Source organism: Ruegeria sp. HKCCA5463, assembly GCF_013034175.1.
In the GTDB taxonomy this organism is placed as follows: Bacteria; Pseudomonadota; Alphaproteobacteria; order Rhodobacterales; family Rhodobacteraceae; genus Ruegeria.
On record NZ_WQFL01000025.1, the window covers coordinates 1 to 4,474 of the forward strand.

Below are 4,474 nucleotides of genomic sequence, written 5' to 3' on the forward strand. Positions count from 1 at the left end.
ATGACCACACCGAAGCGCACGCCGTTGTATGACCATCACGTCGAGCTTGGCGGCAAGATGGTTGATTTTGCTGGTTGGGAGATGCCTGTTCAGTATCCTTTGGGGATCATGGGGGAGCATAAGCAGTGCCGTGAGAAGGCGGCGGTGTTTGATGTGTCTCACATGGGTCAGGTGATCCTGCGCGGTGAGAATGTGGGTGAGAAGCTGGAAGCTTTGTGCCCGCAGGCCTTTGCGACGCTGAAGGAAGGCAAGGCGCGGTACGGGTTCTTTACGAACGCGGAAGGCGGGATCATGGATGATCTGATCGTGTCGAATGCTGGGGATCATTACTTTGTGGTGGTGAACGCGGCGCTGCGCCATCAGGACATTCCGCATATGAAAGCGAACCTTGACGGCGTCGAAGTGACCGAGATCTTCGACCGTGCGCTGGTTGCGGTCCAAGGTCCTGCGGCGGAAAACGTGGTGGGGGAACTCTGCCCTGCCGCCCGCGACCTGAAGTTCATGGAAACCACCCTGGCCGATATCAACGGTGTCGAGTGCCGCATCTCGCGCCTGGGCTATACCGGCGAGGATGGCTACGAGATCTCGATCCCCGAGGACAAGGCGATCGAGATCACACAGGCCTTCCTGGCACATGAGGATTGCGAGGCCGCCGGTCTGGGCGCACGCGACAGCCTGCGGCTTGAGGCGGGGCTGTGCCTGTATGGCAATGACATCGACCAGAGCACCTCGCCGATTGAGGCCTCGTTGGCTTGGGCGATCCAGAAGCGCCGCAAGGAAGAAGGTGGGTTTCCGGGTGCGGAGCGTATCCAGCGCGAACTGGCCGAGGGCGCATCGCGCAAGCTGGTGGGCATCAAGCCCGACGGCCGCGCGCCGGCCCGTCAGGGCGTGGAAGTGCAATGCCTTGAGGGCAACACCATCGGTCAGATCACCTCGGGCAGCTTTGGCCCGACGGTGGGTGGCCCGATCGCGATGGGCTATGTGTCCGCGGGCCATGGCGCGCCGGGCGAAAAGGTGAACCTGATCATCCGGGGCAAGGCGCAACCGGCGCAGATCGTGGCGCTGCCCTTCGTCAAACAGAATTACAAGCGTTGAAGTCAGGAGAGAGAAGCATGGCAACCTATTATTCCGAAGAGCATGAATGGCTGAGCGTCGAAGGCGACACCGCCACGCTGGGCATCACCAAACACGCGGCTGAACAGCTGGGTGAGGTGGTCTTCGTCGAGCAGCAGGAAGCGGGCGACGAGTTCGAGAAAGACGGCGAGATCGGCGTGATCGAATCCGTCAAGGCGGCCTCGGAACTCTATGCACCGGTCGATGGTGAGATCGTCGAGGTGAACGAGGCGCTGGCCGACAATCCCGGCGCGCTGAACGAAGACCCCGAGGGCGAGGCCTGGATCTACAAGATCAAGATCAGTGACGCGTCGCAGCTCGAGGATCTGATGGACGAAGCCGGATACAAGGCCTTCATCGGGTAAACCCGAACGGAGTCCCGGCATGGGGCTCCATCGAATTAATTGATGCCGCCGAATTTGGGCCCCGCCCTTCATCTGGCAAGAAATATCCCCGCCGGAGGCTCCCGCAGCCTCCGCCGGCCCTGACCTATCCATGGGAGCGCTGCAATGGCCTTCAAACTGACCGACTACGAAGCCTATGATTTTGCCAACCGCCGCCATATCGGTCCCAGCCCGACCGAGATGCGTGACATGCTCAAGGTGATCGGCTTCAAGACGCTGGACGAGCTGATCGACGCCACCGTCCCACCGGCGATCCGGCAGAAACAGCCGCTGGACTGGGGTCCGGCGATGACGGAACGCGATGCGCTTTTCCACATGAAACAGGTGGCGGGGAAGAACAAGGTTCTGACCTCGCTGATCGGTCAGGGCTATTACGGCACCACCACGCCTGCGCCGATCCTGCGCAACATCCTGGAAAACCCGGCCTGGTACACCGCCTACACGCCCTATCAGCCCGAGATCAGCCAGGGCCGTCTTGAGGCGCTGTTGAACTTCCAGACCATGGTCAGCGACCTGACCGGGCTCGATGTGGCCAACGCCTCGCTGCTGGACGAGGCGACCGCGGCGGCCGAGGCGATGGCGATGGCCAAGCGCGGCGGCCGGTCCAAGGCCAACAACGCGGCCTTCTTCGTCGACAAGAACTGCCACCCGCAGACCATCGCGGTGATCAAGACCCGGGCCGAGCCTCTGGGCATCGACGTGCAGGTCGCCGACCCGGATCAGCTGGACGCGGGCGCGGTATTCGGCGCGATCTTCCAGTATCCGGGCACCTATGGCCATGTGCGCGACTTCACCGCCGAGATCGCGGCGCTGCATGAACACAAGGCCATCGCCATCGTCGCCGCCGACATCCTGTCGCTGGCGCTGCTGAAGTCACCGGGCGAGATGGGCGCCGATATCGCCATCGGCTCGACCCAGCGCTTTGGTGTGCCGATGGGCTATGGCGGCCCGCACGCCGCCTATATGGCGACCACCGACAAGCTGAAGCGATCCATGCCGGGCCGGATCATCGGTGTGTCCATCGACAGCCGCGGCAACAAGGCCTACCGCCTGTCGTTGCAGACCCGCGAGCAGCATATCCGCCGCGAGAAGGCGAACTCGAACGTCTGCACCGCGCAGGCGCTGCTGGCGGTGATTGCCTCGATGTATGCGGTCTATCACGGCCCCGACGGCATCAAGGCGATCGCGCAATCGGTGCACCGCAAGACCTCGCGCCTGGCTGCCGGTCTGGAAGAGGCTGGCTTTGCCGTGGAACCGGAAGTGTTCTTCGACACCATCACGGTCGAGGTCGGCCACCTGCAGAAGACGGTGATGGAGGCCGCCGTGGCGCGTGGCGTCAACCTGCGCAAGGTCGGTGACACGAAAGTGGGCATAAGCCTGGACGAACAGACCCGCCCCGAGACCATCGAGGCGGTCTGGGGCGCCTTCGGCATCGACCGCAAGGATGACAGCTCGAACAAGCAATACCGCCTGCCCGATTATGCGCTGCGTGAAAGCGAATATCTGACCCACCCGATCTTCCACAAGAACCGGGCCGAGGCCGAGATCACCCGCTATATGCGCCGTCTGGCCGACCGTGACCTGGCGCTGGACCGGGCGATGATCCCGCTGGGATCGTGCACCATGAAGCTGAACGCCACGATCGAGATGATCCCGGTCACCTGGCCCGAGTTCAGCAACCTGCACCCGTTCTGCCCGGAAGATCAGGCGCAGGGCTATCACGAGATGATCGCCGATCTGAACGACAAGCTGTGCCAGATCACCGGCTATGACGCGATCAGCCAACAGCCCAACTCGGGCGCGCAGGGCGAATATGCGGGCCTCTTGACCATCCGCAACTATCACTTTGCGCGCGGCGAAGGGCACCGCAATGTCTGCCTGATCCCGACCTCGGCCCATGGCACCAACCCGGCCTCGGCGCAGATGGTGGGCTGGCAGGTCGTGCCGGTGCAGGCGGATGAGAACGGCAATATCGATGTCGCCGACTTCCGCGCCAAGGCGGAAAAGCACTCGGATCATCTGGCCGCCTGCATGATCACCTACCCGTCGACCCATGGCGTGTTCGAGACCACCGTGCAGGAGGTCTGCCAGATCACCCATGATCACGGCGGTCAGGTCTATATCGACGGCGCCAACATGAACGCCATGGTGGGCCTGTCGCGCCCCGGCGATATCGGCGGCGATGTCAGCCACCTGAACCTGCACAAGACCTTCTGCATCCCGCATGGCGGCGGCGGCCCCGGCATGGGTCCGATCGGCGTCAAGGCGCATCTGGCCGAGCACCTGCCCGGGCACCCGGAATACGGCACCGCCGTGGGTCCGGTCTCGGCGGCGCCCTTCGGCTCGCCCTCGATCCTGCCCGTGTCCTGGGCCTATGTGCTGCTGATGGGCGGCGCGGGTCTGACCCAGGCGACCAAGGTGGCGATCCTGAACGCCAACTACATCGCGGCGCGGCTCAAGGATGCCTATCCGATCCTCTACACCTCGGAAACGGGGCGTGTGGCGCATGAATGCATCCTCGACACCCGGCCGCTGGACGCCGAGGCGCATGTCACCGTCGATGACGTGGCCAAGCGCCTGATCGATTCAGGCTTCCACGCGCCGACGATGAGCTGGCCGGTGGCCGGCACCCTGATGGTGGAGCCCACGGAATCGGAACCCATGGCCGAACTGGACCGTTTCTGTGACGCCATGCTGTCGATCCGCTCGGAAGCGCAGGACATCATCGACGGCAAGATCGACGCGGAAAACAACCCGCTGAAAAACGCCCCCCACACGGTGCGCGATCTGGTCGGCGACTGGGACCGCCCCTACACCCGCGAACAAGCCTGCTTCCCGCCGGGCTCCATGGGCGTCGACAAATACTGGTCCCCCGTCAACCGCGTCGACAACGCATACGGTGACAGAAACCTCGTCTGCACATGCCCCCCAATGGACGCATACGCAGACGCCGCGGA

Annotated in this window: 3 protein-coding genes; all 3 read left to right on the forward strand. The window is 63.5% G+C overall.

What is annotated here, in order from left to right; all coding sequences use genetic code 11:
- Complete coding sequence (gcvT, locus tag GOW09_RS22190; protein ID WP_171121057.1) at nt 1-1,095, forward strand: glycine cleavage system aminomethyltransferase GcvT; 1,095 nt, start codon at nt 1-3, stop codon at nt 1,093-1,095.
- Between the two features lie 17 nt (nt 1,096-1,112).
- The gene (gene gcvH / locus GOW09_RS22195) at nt 1,113-1,478 is read left to right on the forward strand and encodes a glycine cleavage system protein GcvH (RefSeq protein WP_152459336.1); all 366 of its coding nucleotides are present in this window, start codon (nt 1,113-1,115) and stop codon (nt 1,476-1,478) included.
- 144 nt (nt 1,479-1,622) lie between these two features.
- Nucleotides 1,623-4,474: aminomethyl-transferring glycine dehydrogenase (gcvP, locus tag GOW09_RS22200; RefSeq protein ID WP_171121059.1), on the forward strand; the 2,852-nt coding region annotated here is incomplete at its 3' end.

Coding starts and splice junctions, on each gene's coding strand:
- gcvT (WP_171121057.1), top strand. CDS start 1: ATGACCACACCGAAGCGCACGCCGTTGTATGACCATCACGTCGAGCTT.
- gcvH (WP_152459336.1), top strand. CDS start 1,113: ATGGCAACCTATTATTCCGAAGAGCATGAATGGCTGAGCGTCGAAGGC.